We start from the raw sequence: 17,027 nt of genomic DNA on the forward strand, positions 1-17,027 counted from the left end.
TATTGTCCCCGCTACCTATAAATTTCCATTTATAGTAAGCCCTTATAGTAACCTGTTCATAAGACTCTGCAATTACTTTGTGCAGTAAAGCGCCAGTTTATGGTTTAAAAAAGGTGTAAATATGAAAGTTGGTGTCCAAAATTCGGCTGATGGGGAGGCTAATGCACCTTTGTTACCAAATTTTGACGTAATGGGCAGATCTGATCAAGATTTAGTCAGTTGCCCCAATCAGAGGGCCAAAATCCACCTTCAAGTCCTGGATTCCTTGTTGAAGTTAACAGATAAAGCCACTTTGGCTGGTTTTGACCTGCGAGTTGCCAGTGGTTTCCGCAGTTTTGACCGGCAGTTGATGATTTGGAATAACAAAGCCAATGGTTTACGCCTGGTGTTGGATGAGGTTGGGCAGCCCATAGATATAAGCCAATTAAGTGATGATGAAAAAGTCTTCGCCATTTTGCGTTGGTCGGCCTTACCCGGTGCGTCCCGGCATCACTGGGGCACAGATATAGATGTGTATGATGCATCGCGCGTTGCAGAGGATTACCCGCTTCAACTCACCTTGGAAGAGACCGAGGGCGATGGGCCTTTCGCAGAATTTCATGATTGGTTGACGCAAGAACTGGCACAAAATCCCAACGAGTTTTACCGCCCTTATATTGCCGGTGCGGGCAGTATTTCTCCCGAGCCCTGGCATTTAAGCTATGCGCCACTCGCGCGTATTTTTGCAACACAACTTACGGAAACTCTTTTGCGGGATGAATTGCAAGCAACAGATATTGCCTTGAAAGACAGCGTGCTAAAAAATCTCCACACAATTTATCAAAACTATATAAAACCTTATCAATAATAATTTGGAGCTTATGTTGAGCAACTCCGTTACGACTCAGCCCGCGACCAAGCGCGGCATTATCAGTTGGATGTTTTACGATTGGGCTGCGCAGCCGTTTTTTACGGTAGTGCTTACCTTTATTTTTGGGCCTTATTTTGCTTCGCGTTTGATTGATGATCCAACAGCAGGTCAAGCAGCTTGGGGTTACACGGTGACTATTTCTGGAATTGTTATAGCACTTCTGTCGCCAGTGATGGGAGCAATTGCAGATGCATCTGGTTCGCGAAAAAAATGGATTGGATTTTTTGCCTTTATAAAAATATCGGCTTTGGCATTGTTATGGTTTGCTGCACCGGGTTCAGCGCTTTGGTTGCCAATGGCCTGTATTATTTTTGCCACTATAGCTGCTGAATTTTCCATTGTGTTTAACGATTCCATGATGCCGCGTTTGGTTAATAAAACAGAAGTGGGTCGGCTATCCAACAGCGCTTGGGGCTTGGGTTATTTAGGCGGTTTGGTCGCTTTGTTTATTGTATTGTTGCTTTTAGCCGGTAGCCCTGCAACGGGCAAGACGCTGATAGGTTTAACACCTTTATTTGGTTTGGATCCTACTGCTGGCGAAGATGCACGCATAACAGGGCCGCTTGCCGCTTGCTGGTATTTTATTTTTATCATTCCCATGTTTTTGTTTACGCCAGATACCAGTACAGGTTTGCCCTTGGGCGTTGCAGTAAAAACAGGCTTACGCGAACTAAAAAATACCTTGGTGGAATTAAAACATCGCACGGCGATTTTAAAATTTTTAGCGGCACGCATGTTGTATCAAGACGGCGTAAACGGTTTGCTTGCATTGGGCGGAACTTTTGCTGCAGGTATGTTCGGTTGGAAAACCGTAGAGATGGGCGTGTACGGAATTTTGTTATTGTTTGCTGCGATATTTGGTTGTTACTTCGCTGGTAAAATTGATGTGCGTTTAGGATCCAAAAAAGTTGTGTCTGCCAGTTTGGTTGGTTTAATCATCGCAACGCTGGGCATTGTTTCAACCGGGCCGGGCTATACATTATTTGGTTTATTGCAATTATCTACGACGGATACTGGCGGATTGTTTGGTACAGCAGCAGAAAAAGCATACATACTGTTTGGTTTGTTGATTGGTTTGGTGTTTGGCCCTGTGCAAGCGTCATCGCGCTCGTATTTGGCGCGTAGCGTTAATGTTGACGAAGCGGGCCGCTATTTTGGTTTATACGCATTTGCAGGGCGCGCGACTTCATTTTTCGCACCGCTATCGGTTGCAACAATTACAGTCTTAACTAATTCCGCCAGAATAGGCATGTGCGCTTTGATTGTGTTTTTGGTTGTTGGATTTTTATTGTTATTAATCGCGCCTTACCCTGCGGTTGATAATCGCGCGAAACCTTCTGTTGAATAGTTTGAGTAAATCTATGTTAGTTATTTTTGATTGTGATGGTGTGTTGGTTGACAGTGAAATTTTATCGGCCCAGGTTTTTTCAGAATCCCTGGCGGAGCGCTACGGAATTCATGTGAGCCCCTATTATTCCCTGGAATCTTATCGCGGAAAATCTGTGCCCGATTGCATTAGCATGATTACTGCGGAGTTAACTGAAAAATTAAATTGGCAAGATGTTCCGCAAGCAGAACGCGATGAGCGCGGTCGTGCTTTTTGGCGTCACGTGCAATTGCAAACATTGGCGGCGTGCGATGATCGTTTGTTTGCAGTAGAAGGTGTTGAAGCTGTTTTAAAAAATTTGAAAGCTAAAAGCATTCCGTTTTGTGTGGCTTCAAACGGTAAGCATGAAAAGATGGCTGTTACCTTGGTGAAAACTAATTTAATGTCTTACGTGGATGGGAATATTTTTAGCTTTGAAGATGTGGCACGTGGCAAGCCCGCCCCTGACTTGTTTTTGCATGCTGCTAAAACCATGAATGTTCCCGCGGCTGAAGCTATAGTGGTTGAAGATTCGTTGACGGGCGTTATTGCCGCTAAGGCAGCGGGTATGCGCGCCTTAGCCTATTGCCCACCGGACGAAGAGGGTAAACCTAATAATTTGATTGGCAAAATGACTGAGTTAGGCGCAGAGTGTTTTTTCCATATGGATGAACTTGTCGAGCTTATTTTTAAAAGCAAATGACTTTTTAAAGCCAAATAGTTTTTATCACCATCATTTCTGGATTAAAAATTGAACATAGCATCTGTGGCAAATTCAACCGCTTCAAATTCCACTACATCAAATATTGATGTTTGGAACATTATTCGTACTGAAGCAGAATCTGCCAGTCAACAAGAACCGGTATTGGCGAGCTTTTATCACGCCGCTATTTTGAATCATTCCAATTTTCAGGCGGCCATTAGTTTTCATCTTGCAAATAAACTCGATTCTCAGGCAATGCCTGCGTTAATGATTCGCGAGATTTTTGTAGAAGCCATGAATGCAGATCCGACAATTGAAATTGCAATGCGTGCGGATATTTGCGCACATCGCGAACGTGATCCTGCTTGCAGTACTTACAGTATGCCTTTGCTTTTTTTCAAAGGTTATCAGGCTTTGCAAACTCAACGTATTTCACATTGGTTGTGGCTGCAAGGGCGAGAGTGCCTCGCACTGTTTTTACAAAACCAGATCTCTCAGCAGTTTGATGTAGATATTCACCCCGGTGCAAAAATTGGCAAAGGTATTATGGTGGATCACGCTACTGGCGTAGTTATGGGTGAGACTGTGGTAATGGAGGATAACGTGTCGCTTTTGCACGGCGTAACGCTTGGTGGCAGCGGTTGCACGAAAGGTTTGCGTCATCCCATTATTCGCCGCGGTGTCTTAATTGGCGTGGGTGCAAAAATATTGGGGCATATTGAAGTAGGCGAGGGTGCGAAAATTGGCGCGGGGAGTTTAGTGTTGGAGCCGGTTGCACCGCACACCACTGTAGCGGGTGTGCCTGCAAAAGTAGTGGGGCGGCCCGTAGTTGCCGAGCCTGCGTTAAATATGGATCATCGCCTGGTTGATGATTAAAAGCGGGCGCTGAAAATAATAAGTCTAGATAAGTCGTATTTCCTGTTCGCTGTTGCCATCGCGCAGCCAGGCTAAAACAGATTGTCGGCTTTTTAACATGTTTTCATAGGTTTCGATTACAACGCTATTGGGTACTTTTTGTTTCTTCATCAAATTGATTCGATGTTGTAAAAAAGCTATATCCTGTTCCACTTTGGTTTGTACGCTGGATGCTTCTTTGAGTTCGCCGTTTACGACGATTTTACGTTGATACAAAGCATTCATCTGCAACTGCTCCTTTATAAAATGCTCAACCAAGAATAAATACCTAAGCGGCAAGTTTCGACTATGGTTCTAAACTCAACTATGGTTACAGTATGGTTTGATATTTGGCGCATGCCACGTCGTATTGATACCTTTTTGGAACATATATTTGGGTTCATATCGCAAAACAGCGATCTTCAGATGTATTTTGGTGTTGCTTCAAAAAAATTGTGAACGAGTTAACAAAATTATGAGCGATCAACAATTCGACATTATCTTCCGCGGCGACATTGTATTTGGTCATCAATTAGCCGACGTGAAATTGCGTTTGCAACAATTGTTCAAAGCCGATGCTGCAAAAGTTGATGCGCTGTTCAGTGGCCGCCCCGTACCACTCAAACGGGGCTTGGATTTCGCCAGCGCTCAAAAATATAAAGACGCTTTAGTAAAAGCCGGTGCGCAAGTTGATGTTGTTCCCATGGGTGAAACCAAACCCGCTTCTGTTACCGCATCATCATCTCCTGCACCTGCACCTGCACCTGCACCTGCACCTGCACCTGCACCTGCACCCAGCGCAGCTCCCTTAAACTTGGCTCAGCGACTTGCACTGCAAGAAGAAGCGGCAAAAGCAGAGGCTGAGGCGGCAGCTGCGAAGGAAGCGATCAAGCGTGAGCAAGCGGCGCGCGAGGCAGCGCAGAATCCAGGTGCGGTACAACCAAGTTGGAGTTTGGCACCAGTCGGCTCTGACTTGTTGCAACCTGCAGAAAAAGTTGTACTTGATCCGGTAGTGGTTGATATAAGTGCGATTAGTTTGCGTCCGGAGGGGGGCAATATTTTGGACGCAAATGAGCAAGCTCCTGAGCCGATTGCCAGCGTAGTTGCACCAAATTTTGAAGTGGCAGAGGCGGGAGCTGATTTAGTTCGTGCAGATGAAAAAATGGATTTGCCCTTGCTTGAAATTGAACTTGAAGATTGGGGAATAGCAGATTTGGGTGAGGATTTAATTGCGGCATCTGAAAAACCTGCGGTAGAAATTCCGGTAATACATATTCCCGAGGTGGGTCTTGCGCCAGTCGGTGCGGACTTGGGACAATTAAAACCACAAATAAAAGCCGTGGTTCCCGATACTAGCGGAATTCGGTTGGCTGATTAAAAAATCCGGGTGTAGTCATTCAATAATAATATCCTGCACCCGAGTTAGTTCCTCTGCTTTTCTTGCTGTAAGAGCCGTGCAATGCAAACACCAATTTTTAATGTCCACGATTTAATTTTAGTGCTTACACTTGCAGTGTGTTTGCTGCTGGTTATCTTTCAATTGCTATTGTCCAAGCAAAAAGAAATTGCGTCGCGTTTGCTTACCTTGTTTTTCATTTGTGTGGGTGTGAACGCGCTGTGTAATCTGCTGCTGTGGAATAACTATTTGCATATCGAATCAACATTTGCAAAATGGGCGCTTGCGTTGGGTTTGGGGTTAACCGTAGTAGGCAAGAGCACGAGTCTTTTTTTATATGTGGTTGCTATTACGCGCGAAAATTTCCGTTTTGGTTGGCGAGAAGCCCTGCACCTGATTAATGTCGTGATAGTAGTGGGTTTGTTATTTGTAGGTGGAATCGACAGTGATCAACTGCGATTTGTATCTAGTACGCAAACTGCCTTTAGCGTTTACGTGACCAATTTGTTATGGCATTACCTTAAATTTTTAACCGTCATTTATGCAGTAAGCGCAGTTTGGGTGGTGTGGCATTACAAACAGCAATTAAAAGCTTTTTATTCAAGCCTGAGTTTGGAAGGTCCGCAGTGGTTGATGTTGCTGACATTAGGTTTTGCGCTCAATTGGTGCTGGTCTTTGGTGGTTCATGTTTTAGGGGAGTCGGTAGGAATAAGTCGTGCAGATACCTTTGGTATTTTAGATAACTACATTACGTTTTTTCTGGTCAATGCATTGTTTATTTACAGCTTGCTCTACGCGCATCAGCTTATAGAAACCAAGAATGCACCCAAAGAAAAACCGCCTGTCCTGACTCCAGAGCACTCTCCGGATTTTATTGCGCGTATTCGCGAAGGAATGGAAGTTCAACAGCTTTATTTAAAACATACGTTGAATATTGAGGAGTTTGCCAAGCATGTGGGCATTCATTATCGCGAGGTGTCGGCTATTATTAACCAGGATTTCAATACCAATTTTTTTGAGTTTGTGAATTCTTATCGTGTGGATAAAGCAAAAGATATGTTGGTTGATCCCAAATTTGCGGACCGAACTATTTTGGATATTTTGTTGGAATCGGGTTTTAACAGTAAATCATCCTTCCATCGTTTTTTTAAACGCTACACGGGAATGTCAGCGGCGGATTTTCGTAAACAGCACGCCGCTGAATCTTCATCAAGCGCGTCGACGAATCAACAATAAACTTCCGAAGATTGCTAACTCAAGCCAACCTATAGCGCCGCCCCCACTAGATGAACCTCCGCCATCAGACGTGGTTGTGGGTGTGGAAGAAGCTTCTGCGGATGAGGCTACCGAGGAAGACGAGCTTGCCGCTGAAGAGCTAGAAAAGGAGCTGCTGGTCGCTGCCGAGCTTGGGCTTTTGCTTGAGTTGCTTGATGAACTACTAGAATTCTCGTCGGCAGGTACGCTTCCAGTAAATCCTGTTGCGTTTTCACGCGTTAACGCTAGTACCAGTACGCCATCTTTAACCAAGGCGTTTTCCGGTGCAAAATCCACACGGTTTTCATCAAAACTCCAATTCGCTTTACTCCAGCGCCCAGTGTCGAAACTGGTAAATTCATCGCGCCATCCACCTTCAAATGTTTTGGTCGTGCTGTTGTAAGCTTTGTAATCCAGGTAGCTAACAAATTGGTAAACCGGGAGTTGGCTATCATCAAACGGCCCCACCCAGGACTCGGCGGTGGATGACCACAAATTAAATCTAATGGATTGTGAATTCACCAAGCTGGTAACTGTGCTGGTGCCGGTAACGCGGCGAATCTCAATTCCATCTAAATACCAGGCAACATAATCGGACGTCCATTCCAATACATAAGTGTGATAAGCATCTGCTAATGATGTAGCAGAGGTGTGCGTCATTTCTGTTTTGATCGTTGGGCGCTGTGTGCCCAAAATAATATTGCTTTGCCATTGGGTAGCATTATTTTTTCCGAAAATTTCTATATCAATTTCTTCCCAAAAAGTATTACCAATTTCTGAACCGTTTTTGTAAGTGAAAAAGGTGGACAAAGTTCCGCTGGCTTTTGCAACACGCATGCGCATTTCGTAGCGCCCGTATTGGTAACTTTGGTTGGAGTAAATTTCTGCACCTTTGTAGGCTTTTGCGTAACTCAGGTTAACGGTTAAACAGCTTGCTAGCGCCAACAGCAGCGTTGATAAACGCAATGGTGTAAACATGGTAGAGCCTCTAGAAAAAAAGAAGGTGGCAAATAAATTGCCACCCGAGTTGAAACAGTTGCTTGTACTTAGATTTTAGTCAATTTAATCCAATCGATATTGAAACCACCGGAGTTGGCGTAAATCGCCAGGCTTTGTACGCCCGCTGTTAATGAAACATCATGTGAAATAGTCGCGTAGGTTCCCCAGCCGCCAGTGTTAGGTACGCTGATAGTGCCCAAGCCAACGCCGTTTTTATCCAACGTAAATTGCGCGGTAGTCAAAGCCGATGCAACGCGATATTCCACTTTGTAGGTTCCTGTCGCAGGGATGTTTATGTTGTTGTATTTCATCCATTCGCCAGCATCTATATAGCCTACAGCACCGCCAGATACGGTTACGCTGCCGCCCACTTCGTTAAAGCTTTCGGCTTCTATAAACACACTCGGTGCCGGAGTCGTTCCGCCATCTGAAGGTACGGTGCCGTTAAACCCGGTCGCGCCTTCTCTGGTTAAAGCGAGCACTAAAGTCCCGTCTTTCACCACTACGTTGTTGGTATCGAAATCGGCGTAATTTTCAGTGAATGTCCAATTGGCTTTATTCCAGCGGTTAGTGTCAAAGCTGTTGAAATCGTCGCGCCAGCTACCGTTGGTGGTGAAACTGTTGGTTGATGCACTGTAAGGCTTGTATTCAATGTAATTCACGAATTGGTACACCGGCAGAATATTGGGATCAAAAGCGCCCACCCATTCGGCGATGTTCGCGGCCCACACGTTAAAGCGAATATCCTGATTGCTGGTCAGGCTGGTCACAAACTGCCCCCCGGTGATTCGACGAACCTGACCGCCGTCCACGTACCAGGCAACGTAGCTAGGTGTCCATTCAAGTACATAGGTGTGGTAGCCGTCCCCTAAAGAAGCGGATGCAGTGTGCAGGCCTTCGGTTTTAGTCGTTGGTCGGCTTGACCCAATAATGACGTTGCTTTGCCATTGGGTTGCGTTGTTTTTGCCGAAGACTTCTATGTCTATTTCTTCCCAGAACGTGTTGCCAATCTCGGAGCCATTTTTATAAGTGAAGAAGGTGGAGAGCACACCGCTGCCCTTGGCGACTTTCATGCGCACTTCATAACGTCCGTATTTGTAGGTTTGCTTTGAATAGATTTCTGCAGCTTTGTAAGGTTTTGCCTGAAGGCTTGCCGCGAAAAGACTTGCAGCAAGTAATGCGGACCAACGTATAACACCTGAAAGTTTTAACATCTTGAGTACCTTTATTGGTTATTAGAAGACTCGTTTAAACGAACCACGGAGAAGTTCGCCAACTCATAGTTGTATCTTTCACAGGTTTTTGCGCACCAGTTTGCGCACGCTGCTTAAGCTGGTGATTTAGAGGTGCTGGAACGTTACTTTCGGTAAAGGCATCACTTTTTTGGAGCTTAAAGTGGTGTGGGAGTTGGGACGGTAGAAATAAAAACGGCCGCAGATGCGGCCGTTTTAAAGGAGATGCTGATGATTAAGCGTTGTCCTTTTGATGGAAAGGCGCAAGCCAACAAACAATAAACGAGGGGATGGTTGCAATCATTACAAAAACAAAATAGTTGATGTAGCCCATGTATTCCTGCAGATGGCCGCTTATTGCTCCTGTCACCATCATGCACAGACCCATCAAGCCAGTGCCAAATGCATAATGGGTCGTAGTGTATTTACCCGGAGCCAATTGCTGCATCAAGTAAATCATAAAGCCTACAGATCCAAAGCCGAAAAAGAACTTCTCAATGGCGACGCCAGCGGTGATTACTACAAGATCACTGGGTTGGTAGATGCTCATAATAAGAAAAGTGACGTTGGGGATGTTAATGGCACAGCAAAGTAAGAAGAGGGTAGGTTTTAAGCCTCTTTTTGCCACAAACATACCACCCAGCAATGAGCCAAGAACCACTGCCGCAAGACCATAGGTTCCATAGACAATACCCAAGGCTTCATTAGTTAAACCCAACCCACCTTTTTCGATGGGGTCCACCATAAAGAAGGGACCAATTTTTTCCAGAAAACCGATACTCAAACGAAACAGGAAGGCAAATGCCAACATGATCCAAATATCTTTCTTTTGGAGCAAGGTAACGAATGAGTCCCACAAAATCAGTGCTGCTTCTTTGGTAGATTTCGGCGTGTTTTCTGCTCTGGCACCCTCTGGCATAAAACGCATGTGCCAAAAGGCCATGAGAATTGTAATGCCTGCCACTATGAAGAAAATAATGCGCCATGAATCAATCCAATCAGACCCAAAAACAGCTGCGTCATGGTGAAAATACTCGGTGTGTAATTTGCCGCTGAGGTAGACAAGGCCACCCATCGCTACAATCGGACCTATATTCCAACTCAAGCTTTGTACACCGCAGTAGAGCGATTGAGCTTTGCTGTCTAGTGAGGTGACATATACACCATCTGAGGCTATGTCCTGGGTTGCGCCCACAAATGACAATATAAAAAATAGAGTCATAAGAATAAGCATGTAGTTAGGCAAACTCATGGCAAGTGCTACGCCTAAAAAACCCGCGCCAACAATTATCTGTGCACACAACACAAAGAACTTTTTGGTTTTGTACATTTCAACAAAGGGGGCAAATAAAGGTTTGATAGTGTAAGCAAGAATCAGGTAGCTCGCATATTCTGCGGCAGTTCCGTTATCAAGTCCGAGGTTTTTAAACATGATGGCGCTGACACTGGTAAGTGTCATGTACGCGAGTGCCATGGTGAAGTAACCAGTTGGCACCCATAACAAGGGGTGTTTCACGTTAGGGGCTGAGGCCATGAGAATACCTATTATTGTACTGATTTGTTTTGGTGGTAACTGCAGTTACTCACGCTGCCTGCTGGTTTTTTTATCGAACGCTGTGTTCCATGCGCTCTTTTATTTGCTTTAACTTATCGTATTGGTTTCGCTCTCACCCGAAACTTAAAAACATAACGACCGCTCAAGGCGGCCGTTATTTATTGCGTATTATTTTTGTGCTGCTTTATAGGCTGCTTCGGCATTCAGAATTTCTGTGCGTGCCGCTTCCAGGTCGCCCCAGCCTTCAACTTTTACCCACTTACCTTTTTCCAAATCTTTGTAGTGTTCAAAGAAGTGTGCAATTTGTTGTGGAACGATTTCCGGCAAGTCGCTCAGGGATTTAACGTTGCTGTAAAGCTTGGTCAATTTGTCGTGCGGTACGGCGAGGATTTTTGCATCTTCACCCGCTTCATCGGTCATTTTCAATACCGCGATTGGGCGGCAGCGAATTACTGAACCTGCCTGCACTGGTTCCGGGAAAAGTACCAATACGTCAGCTGCGTCGCCATCGCCACACAATGTTTGTGGGATATAGCCGTAGTTAGCTGGGTAGTGCATTGGTGTGCTTACTAAACGATCTACAAACAACGCGTCGGCATCTTTGTCGATTTCGTATTTGATTGAGCTATTCAAAGGGATTTCAATAACTACATAGAAGTCGTCTGGGAGGCTTTTGCCCGCCGGTACTTTTTCAAAACTCATATTGCGGTTCCTGGTAGAGGTTATCGTATAAATATTCGGTGCGGATTCTACCACAAGAGTTTGATTGCAATCATGGCTAAAACAACCACGGCTACACCGATTAACACCCATTTCCAATAGCGCGACGAAGATTCCTCGTAGGTTGGCTCTGTGCGATTGCCTGGGGAAGTAGGCCGGGTTTTCCAGCGCTTGGGCTCGCTGCTGGTTTGTTTGCGCTCAACCGGTTTGCTTATAGTATCTATAGAGGCACGAATGCGGGTTTTGTGGCCATCAACATCCGGTGCGACCAAGCGGAATGTGTATACATCAAGGCGCAAACGATCGCCATTTTGGGCGGTTGCCTCGGTAATTTGTCGGTCGTTTAAAAAAGTCCCATTAGATGAACCCAGGTCCTTAACCAAAAGGGTTGAACCTTGAATGCGCAACTCAGTGTGGCGACGGGAGAGATGGGTGCCGGGAATGGTGATGTCGCACTTTTCGGTGCGGCCGATAATAACGGACTTCTCGGGCATGATGATAAAGGTTTTACCCGGCAGCCAACTGCTGTCGGAAACTAGTCGCCAGGGCGCGGCCTGCAAGGGTTCATCGTCGTGAAGTTTGCGGGGGTCCAGCACTATGAGTTCGGCATTACCAAAGCGAACTATATCGCCGGGCAGGATTTCTTTTTGGGTAACACGCTGGCCATTAATAAAGCAGCCGCTGGTACTGTTATTGTCTTTAAGTACGTACTTATTATCCTCAACAAAAAGTTTGGCGTGTAATGCGTCAACACTTGGGTCGGGGATTACCAGTTGGTTGTCATTTGCGGAGCCAATGCAATATAACTTCTCCGTCACCCAAAACGCGGGTTGGCGGTTATCCTTGAAGTGGAGTTTGAGCATTGATGAGTTCCGTTGGTCACAAATGGCTTTTTAATAAGCGTTAGGTTTTATAATACCGCGATTGTAACAACTCAAATTAGGTTTGTTTATGACCATTTCGAATGACTTGTCGCCTGAATCAACTAATTCTGTGAATAAAGTGATTATTCACTACTGCAATCAATGTCGCTGGATGCTTCGTTCAGCGTGGTTAGCCCAGGAACTGCTTTCCACCTTTGACGGTGATTTACACGAAGTTACCCTCAAGCCGGGTACCGGTGGTGTATTTGAGGTATGGCTTAATGGAGTACTGATTTGGGAGCGCAAGCGCGACGATGGTTTCCCCGAAGCCAAGGAGTTGAAAGTTCGCGTGCGCGATTTACTTTGGCCGGAGAAACCTTTGGGTCATATCGACGGTCACAAGAAAAACGCAGATTAGCCATGCGTTTAGTTGAGCTGCCAGCTTGTTAATCTGGCGTTCAGCTAGCGAACTGATAATTGTCACCCATTGCGTTCGCGCAGGGAATTAAAGGTGTTCATCAGCTGCCTGCTCCCTCATAATAGCCATCAGTTTTTCCTGTCCTCCAGTCTCGGCTGGCTTTGAGTTTTCTGATGGTTCATCAGGTTTGAAATCAATTCTTCAAGTGAGTTGGCTTCAAATGAATGACCTCAATAGAATCGAAAAAGGTTTGTCCCTTCATGTCTAACATGTTCGCCAGTGTGCAAAATAAAGTATCTTCTTTTTATCAATCCACCATCATTAAGCGTCCCTTCGCCGTGTTAGCGGGGCTGTTCGCTTTAACTGTCCTGGCAATTATTGGCTTGCCCAATTTTAAATTGGATGCCTCTGCCGATTCGCTTACGCTTGAGCATGACACCACGATTGATTACTTCCGCGAAATTAACCAGCGCTACCAGCGCGGCGATTTTTTGGTGGTGACCTATTCACCCAAAGCAGACATGTTTTCTGATGAATCAATTAATACGCTTAAAAGCCTGCGCGATGATTTAGCGAAAGTTGAAGGTGTGCAAAGCGTCAATTCCATGATTGATGTTCCGCTCATTTACAGCCCTATGCGTTCACTGGCTGAACAAAAAGAATCAACGCGTACGCTGTTAACACCCGACATTGATCGTGCACAAGCTAAACAAGAATTTTTAAGCAGTCCGATTTATCGCAATATGCTGTTGAGCCCTGATGGCAAAACCACTGCGCTCCTAATCAATCTTGATGTAAACAACCACGCCATTGAGTTGGTGCGCAAACGCGATGCCCTGCGTGCAAAACGCGATGCAGAATCATTGACTCCCGCTGAACAGGAAGAACTGAAACAAGTAGCCGCAGAATATTTGGTGTTACGTACCGAAGCAGCTGCAACTGACAGCGCGCGTGTTGAAGTGGTGCGCCAGATTGCCCAAAAATATCGCGATCACGCGGAAATATTTTTGGGCGGTGTGACCATGATTACCTCGGATATGCTCACCTACATTAAAAGTGATTTGGTTGTCTTTGGTGCGGTGTTGGTTGCGTTCATTATTCTTGTGCTCGCCGTTATTTTTCGTCAATGGCGTTTTATTATTTTGCCACTGGGTACTTGTTTAATTTCAGTTGCCTTGATGTTGGGATGGTTGAGCTGGATTGACTGGCGTTTAACTGTGATCTCTTCCAACTTTGTGGCGCTGCTTTTGATTATGGCGTTTGCGTTTACCATTTATGTGGTGGTGCGCTATCGCGAAATTCACGCGCAGCATCCAGATTGGGAGCAAGCAGATTTAGTCATGGCAACTGCGAGAGCAATGGTTGAGCCCTGTTTATTTTCCGCATTAACAACAATTGTTGCATTTATGTCGCTAGTGATGAGCGGCATTCGTCCGGTAATCGATTTTGGTTGGATGATGACAATCGGTTTAACGGTTGCATTTATTTTGTCTTTTGTAGTTGTGCCTGCAGGTTTGATGTTGTTGCCAAAAGGTGAACCTAAAGATAGTGGCGATAAATCTGCAAAATTAACCCTGCCATTTTCACGTATTGCAGAGTTTCACGGTGGTACGGTTATAGCAGTAACGGTTTTGCTTTCGCTGGTTTCTATTTGGGGATTAAGCAAGCTGGAAGTGGAAAACCGTTTTATTGATTACTTCCATTCTGACAGTGAAATTTATCGTGGCCTCTCGGTAATTGATAAACAGTTGGGCGGCACAGCAACGCTGGAAATTATTATCGATGCGCCAAAAGTGGCAGCATCTGAAGCTCCGGTAGCGGGTGAAGCAGAGGAAGATCCATTTGCAGAACCTGCAGCTAAACCACAAGCAGATGCGGCGGAATCTGATGATCCTTTTGCTGATGTAAGTAGTGCAGGCGAAACAAAGCCAAAAGTTAATAGTTACTGGTTTAGCGTTAGTGGGTTGGATCAAATCAAACAACTACATGATTATTTAGAAAGCTTGCCAGAAGTCGGCAAGGTGCAATCTTTGGCAATTAGCTATCAGGTTGCGCAGGATATTAACGGGGGCAAATTAAATGATTTTGAATTGGGCGTTATGCGTAGTGCCTTGTCCAAAGACATCCAGAATATTTTGATTGCACCTTACTTGTCCGATGAAAAGCAACAAGCGCGCATTACTCTACGTGTAAAAGAAACTACACCAAATTTGCGTCGCGCTGAACTGGTGGAGCGGATTCGTCATTACGCCATCGATGAAGCCAAGTTGCAGCCTGAACAAGTTCACTTCACCGGCATGTTGACACTGTATAACAATATGTTGGCGAGCTTGTTTGAATCGCAAATCAAAACCATCTTTGTGGTATTTATTTCTATTGTGTTGATGATGCTCTTGTTGTTCCGTTCATTGAGTATTGCCTTGATTGCAATATTCCCGAATATTTTGGCGGCGGGTATTGTGTTGGGCGGAATGGGCTTGGCAAAAATCCCTATGGATATGATGACGACTACAATTGCAGCAATTGTAGTGGGTGTAGGTGTGGATCAGGCGATTCAATATATTTACCGCTTTAAAGAAGAGTTTGCACAATGCGGAAATTACATTGAGTCTATGCATCGCTCACATGCATCAATTGGTCGCGCCATGTTCTATTCGTCGGCGACTATTGTGATTGGTTTTTCGATTCTTGCGCTTTCACAATTTATCCCTTCAATATATTTTGGTGTCCTAACTTCATTCGCCATGTTCACTGCGATTATCGGCACTTTAACTTTGTTGCCGAAATTAATTCTGATGTTTAAGCCTTTGGGTGCAGAAAAGGTGTAACCCATAACATTTGAAATAAAAAAAGGGGCTTATAAAGCCCCTTTTTTTTGATGAAAATTACCACTTCATTATAGCTTTAACTTGCGGGATCAAATCTTTTGCCATTAATGCATGTTGTTCTTTGGTGGGGTGCCCGTCAGTTTTGTCGCCGGGATAGTGGTTTGCCTTCACTATGTGCACACGTTTGTCGTCTACACGTTTTTTGGCTTCGTTAAGATAACCAATTAATGCTGCTTTTTTATCGCCATCTAAAATAGAACCTTCCATTAAAACAATTTGTGCGTGTTTATGATTGGTCAGTAAGCTTAGCAATAATTTAACGTAGGTGTTGACGTAGGTTTCGCGGTCGGGAATGCCAGAGCTGAAATCATTTGTGCCTATAGCACTGATAATTAAATCCGGGTCATATTGGGAGTGATCCCATTTAATCGGATCTTTATCGGTGGCAAGTGCAAATTGATAAAAGTCCGGTAAATTGTTTTCATCGGTTTTACCATTCCAGCTGCGAATTAAACCACGTCCACCCATGCACACCAGATTCACTTGAGCATTGAAAGCGTTGGCGGTGAGCATGCCGTAGGATAAGCGCGGATTCCACCAGCTTGTATCTTTCTTGCCTCCGTCAACACGATCAATAGCTTCGCTACAAGTTACCGAGTCGCCCAGTACCATTATTTTAAGTTTTGGTAATGCTGGTGCTTCTGAAAATTTTCCATCGGTTGTGAATTTTTTAAAACTTACCACGCCGTGCCAGGTTTCCGAGCGATGGATAATTTGAACTCTGTGCTTTTGCGCAACTGCACTTTCTACCAGATCAATATGTTCTTCTTTTGCCGATAACTTAATGATCTTGGGTTGGCCGCCGTCAACAATGGCTTCGATATAATTCTGGCCGCCGCTACTCATTGCGTCGAGTGATAATTTTTTTCCTTCAAAGTTGATAAAAAAACTAACTCCAGGAAATGCAAATTGCGCGCTACCATCGGCATTTTTGACAATGCGTCCCATAGTTGCGATGCTGCGATCAGTTGCGGAAATAGAGTTCACTGTAAGCTCCTGCGCTTGAGTAACTACACAAGCCAAACTGAAATAAATTGCCAGACAGCTTGCGGAGAATGAAAAAAGTTTACGCATAAGTGCTCCTTATTTCATCAGCTGCTGAATGTCGGGTAGCATGGCATCTGCCCAAATTTGGTAGCCTTTTGCAGTGGGGTGCAGAAAATCTCCCATAACTTCTTTCGAAATGTTTCCGTCTGCCTGCAACAGTAGTGGTCCGTAATCTTTAACAAAAATATGTTTGTTGTCATCGAGTTTGGCTACGAGCGCATTAGCTTCTTTTACCATTGCACGTTTGGGGCTTGTTGCTTGCTCTTCGAAGGGAAATACGCCATTGACTAGAATTTTTGCGTTGGGGTAAATTTTACGAAGTAATTTGATGTTGGCGGTAATGCCGTCGGCTACTTGTTGTGGGGTTTCGTTCAAATGCCCGAAGTTATTTACCCCAATAAGCATAACGACTACTTTAGGTTTTAATTTTTCTGCCTGACCGTATTTTAATCGCCAGAGCAAGTTGCCAGTGTGGTCACCACCTATTCCAAAATTAGCGGGGTGATATTGTGAAAAATTCTTTTGCCAAATATCCCAATTCCAACCAGCGGTAATAGAGTCGCCCACAAATAACAGATCTACACCGCCTTGTTTTGCAACGGCAATATCTTCGGCGTACATTTTGTTCCAGGTATCTACGGACATCCAGGAAAACTCCTGGGTGCGTGGCGTAGGGTTGGTGCCAGATGGAGTGCGGTCTTCGCCGGCGAAGCTACATGCACTTGCAATAATCAATGCAGCACTTGCTGCAATAGCGGATAGGAGTTGTTGCCGTCTCATAT

16 protein-coding genes are annotated in these 17,027 nt (G+C 44.9%); 8 read left to right on the forward strand and 8 right to left on the reverse strand.

Annotated features, from left to right (window positions below; genetic code table 11):
• The first annotated feature begins 121 nt into the window (after window positions 1-121).
• Genes IE104_RS13430 through cysE form a run of 4 tightly spaced genes read left to right on the forward strand, consistent with a single transcriptional unit; the run spans window position 122 to window position 3,855 of the window.
• A complete protein-coding gene (locus IE104_RS13430) occupies window positions 122-847 on the forward strand; it encodes a M15 family metallopeptidase (RefSeq protein WP_189419359.1) in 726 nt (241 codons plus the stop codon).
• A 13-nt stretch (window positions 848-860) separates the two neighbouring features.
• Window positions 861-2,258: an MFS transporter gene (locus IE104_RS13435; RefSeq protein WP_189419361.1), complete on the forward strand. Its 1,398-nt coding sequence runs from the start codon at window positions 861-863 to the stop codon at window positions 2,256-2,258.
• A gap of 13 nt (window positions 2,259-2,271) precedes the next feature.
• A complete protein-coding gene (locus IE104_RS13440) occupies window positions 2,272-2,979 on the forward strand; it encodes an HAD family hydrolase (protein ID WP_189419363.1) in 708 nt (235 codons plus the stop codon).
• Between the two features lie 48 nt (window positions 2,980-3,027).
• Complete coding sequence (cysE, locus tag IE104_RS13445) at window positions 3,028-3,855, forward strand: serine O-acetyltransferase (protein WP_268247522.1); 828 nt, start codon at window positions 3,028-3,030, stop codon at window positions 3,853-3,855.
• Between the two features lie 24 nt (window positions 3,856-3,879).
• Here cysE and IE104_RS13450 read toward each other — a convergent pair whose 3' ends face one another.
• Window positions 3,880-4,119 carry a hypothetical protein gene (locus IE104_RS13450; protein ID WP_189419365.1) on the reverse strand — a complete coding sequence of 80 codons (240 nt, stop codon included), beginning with the start codon at window positions 4,117-4,119 and terminating at the stop codon, window positions 3,880-3,882.
• A 229-nt stretch (window positions 4,120-4,348) separates the two neighbouring features.
• On the opposite strand from IE104_RS13450, the gene IE104_RS13455 reads away from it, so the two are divergent.
• Together IE104_RS13455 and IE104_RS13460 are read left to right on the forward strand one after the other, a co-directional pair.
• Window positions 4,349-5,251 carry a hypothetical protein gene (locus tag IE104_RS13455; protein ID WP_189419366.1) on the forward strand — a complete coding sequence of 301 codons (903 nt, stop codon included), beginning with the start codon at window positions 4,349-4,351 and terminating at the stop codon, window positions 5,249-5,251.
• 81 nt (window positions 5,252-5,332) lie between these two features.
• Window positions 5,333-6,505 carry a helix-turn-helix domain-containing protein gene (locus tag IE104_RS13460; RefSeq protein WP_189419368.1) on the forward strand — a complete coding sequence of 391 codons (1,173 nt, stop codon included), beginning with the start codon at window positions 5,333-5,335 and terminating at the stop codon, window positions 6,503-6,505.
• On the opposite strand, the gene IE104_RS13465 is transcribed toward IE104_RS13460, so the two are convergent.
• The 5 genes from IE104_RS13465 to IE104_RS13485 all read right to left on the reverse strand — a co-directional run bounded on the left by IE104_RS13465 (window position 6,479) and on the right by IE104_RS13485 (window position 11,892).
• Window positions 6,479-7,501: a family 16 glycosylhydrolase gene (locus IE104_RS13465; protein WP_189419370.1), complete on the reverse strand. Its 1,023-nt coding sequence runs from the start codon at window positions 7,499-7,501 to the stop codon at window positions 6,479-6,481. The genes IE104_RS13460 and IE104_RS13465 overlap by 27 nt on opposite strands.
• Before the next feature lie 68 nt (window positions 7,502-7,569).
• On the reverse strand, window positions 7,570-8,736 hold the full coding sequence (locus IE104_RS13470; protein ID WP_189419372.1) for a carbohydrate-binding protein: 1,167 nt from the start codon (window positions 8,734-8,736) through the stop codon (window positions 7,570-7,572).
• A gap of 253 nt (window positions 8,737-8,989) precedes the next feature.
• Complete coding sequence (locus IE104_RS13475; protein ID WP_189419373.1) at window positions 8,990-10,288, reverse strand: MFS transporter; 1,299 nt, start codon at window positions 10,286-10,288, stop codon at window positions 8,990-8,992.
• Between the two features lie 189 nt (window positions 10,289-10,477).
• A complete protein-coding gene (gene ppa / locus IE104_RS13480) occupies window positions 10,478-11,011 on the reverse strand; it encodes an inorganic diphosphatase (RefSeq protein ID WP_189419375.1) in 534 nt (177 codons plus the stop codon).
• A 47-nt stretch (window positions 11,012-11,058) separates the two neighbouring features.
• Window positions 11,059-11,892 (reverse strand): FHA domain-containing protein, encoded by an 834-nt coding sequence (locus tag IE104_RS13485; RefSeq protein WP_189419377.1) that lies wholly within the window; start codon window positions 11,890-11,892, stop codon window positions 11,059-11,061.
• A gap of 88 nt (window positions 11,893-11,980) precedes the next feature.
• On the opposite strand from IE104_RS13485, the gene IE104_RS13490 reads away from it, so the two are divergent.
• Together IE104_RS13490 and IE104_RS13495 are read left to right on the forward strand one after the other, a co-directional pair.
• The gene (locus IE104_RS13490; protein ID WP_189419379.1) at window positions 11,981-12,310 is read left to right on the forward strand and encodes an Rdx family protein; all 330 of its coding nucleotides are present in this window, start codon (window positions 11,981-11,983) and stop codon (window positions 12,308-12,310) included.
• A gap of 260 nt (window positions 12,311-12,570) precedes the next feature.
• Window positions 12,571-15,138, forward strand: a complete 2,568-nt coding sequence (locus IE104_RS13495) for an efflux RND transporter permease subunit (protein WP_229837905.1) — start codon at window positions 12,571-12,573, stop codon at window positions 15,136-15,138.
• Between the two features lie 57 nt (window positions 15,139-15,195).
• On the opposite strand, the gene axe2C is transcribed toward IE104_RS13495, so the two are convergent.
• Together axe2C and IE104_RS13505 are read right to left on the reverse strand one after the other, a co-directional pair.
• Window positions 15,196-16,272 (reverse strand): bifunctional acetylxylan esterase/glucomannan deacetylase AxeC2, encoded by a 1,077-nt coding sequence (gene axe2C, locus IE104_RS13500; RefSeq protein WP_189419381.1) that lies wholly within the window; start codon window positions 16,270-16,272, stop codon window positions 15,196-15,198.
• Between the two features lie 9 nt (window positions 16,273-16,281).
• Window positions 16,282-17,025 carry a GDSL-type esterase/lipase family protein gene (locus tag IE104_RS13505; RefSeq protein ID WP_229837916.1) on the reverse strand — a complete coding sequence of 248 codons (744 nt, stop codon included), beginning with the start codon at window positions 17,023-17,025 and terminating at the stop codon, window positions 16,282-16,284.
• Window positions 17,026-17,027 lie beyond the last annotated feature (2 nt).

This window comes from Cellvibrio zantedeschiae (genome assembly GCF_014652535.1).
Lineage (GTDB): Bacteria > Pseudomonadota > Gammaproteobacteria > Pseudomonadales > Cellvibrionaceae > Cellvibrio > Cellvibrio zantedeschiae.